The sequence below is a fragment of the Arsenophonus endosymbiont of Bemisia tabaci Q2 genome, assembly GCF_902713415.1.
Lineage (GTDB): Bacteria > Pseudomonadota > Gammaproteobacteria > Enterobacterales > Enterobacteriaceae > Arsenophonus.
Window position 1 is genome coordinate 1 of the sequence record NZ_CACTIE010000327.1, and the last position, 630, is coordinate 630.

The 630-nt window shown below is 31.9% G+C and carries 1 pseudogene; it reads left to right on the plus strand.

Going from position 1 to position 630, the window contains the following annotated elements:
- Positions 1-630: pseudogene (gene argA, locus ARSQ2_RS11750) on the plus strand (amino-acid N-acetyltransferase); the annotation flags it as partial.

Here is a 630-nt window from a genome sequence, read left to right on the forward strand (position 1 = left end):
TATATTGCTGAATTGGAAAAACAGCCAAAGAATCATTCTGACATACTGCATTTTTTATATAGCGCAATTAAAGCATGCAAGCAAGGTGTTCGTCGTAGCCATTTGATAAGCTATCAAAAGAATGGTCCTTTATTGCGAGAACTTTTCTCTCATGAAGGTATCGGTAGCCAAATTACCATGGAAAATTGTGAACAAATTCGTCGAGCTAATATCAATGATATAGCAGGAATATTATAATTAATTCAACCGTTGAAACAGAAAGGAATATTAATTTGCCGTTCACGTGAACAATTAGAAATAGAAATTGACAAATTTACTATCATCGAGCGAGAAAATATGATCATCGCTTTCGTAGTACTTTATGACTATTTAGAAGAAAAGTCTGCAGAAATGGCTTGCCTGTCTGTGCATCCTGACTATCGTAATTTATCAAGAGGTGAAAAACTGCTTAAACACATTACTCTACAAGCAAAAAATTTAAATTTAGAAAAACTTTTTGTATTAACAACCCGAAGTACTCACTGGTTTCTAGAAATAGGATTTTTCGCAGAAAAAGTTGATATGTTACCAATAAAAAAACAAGGGCTTTATAATTATCAACGATGCTCAAAAATTTTAATACTTAATATT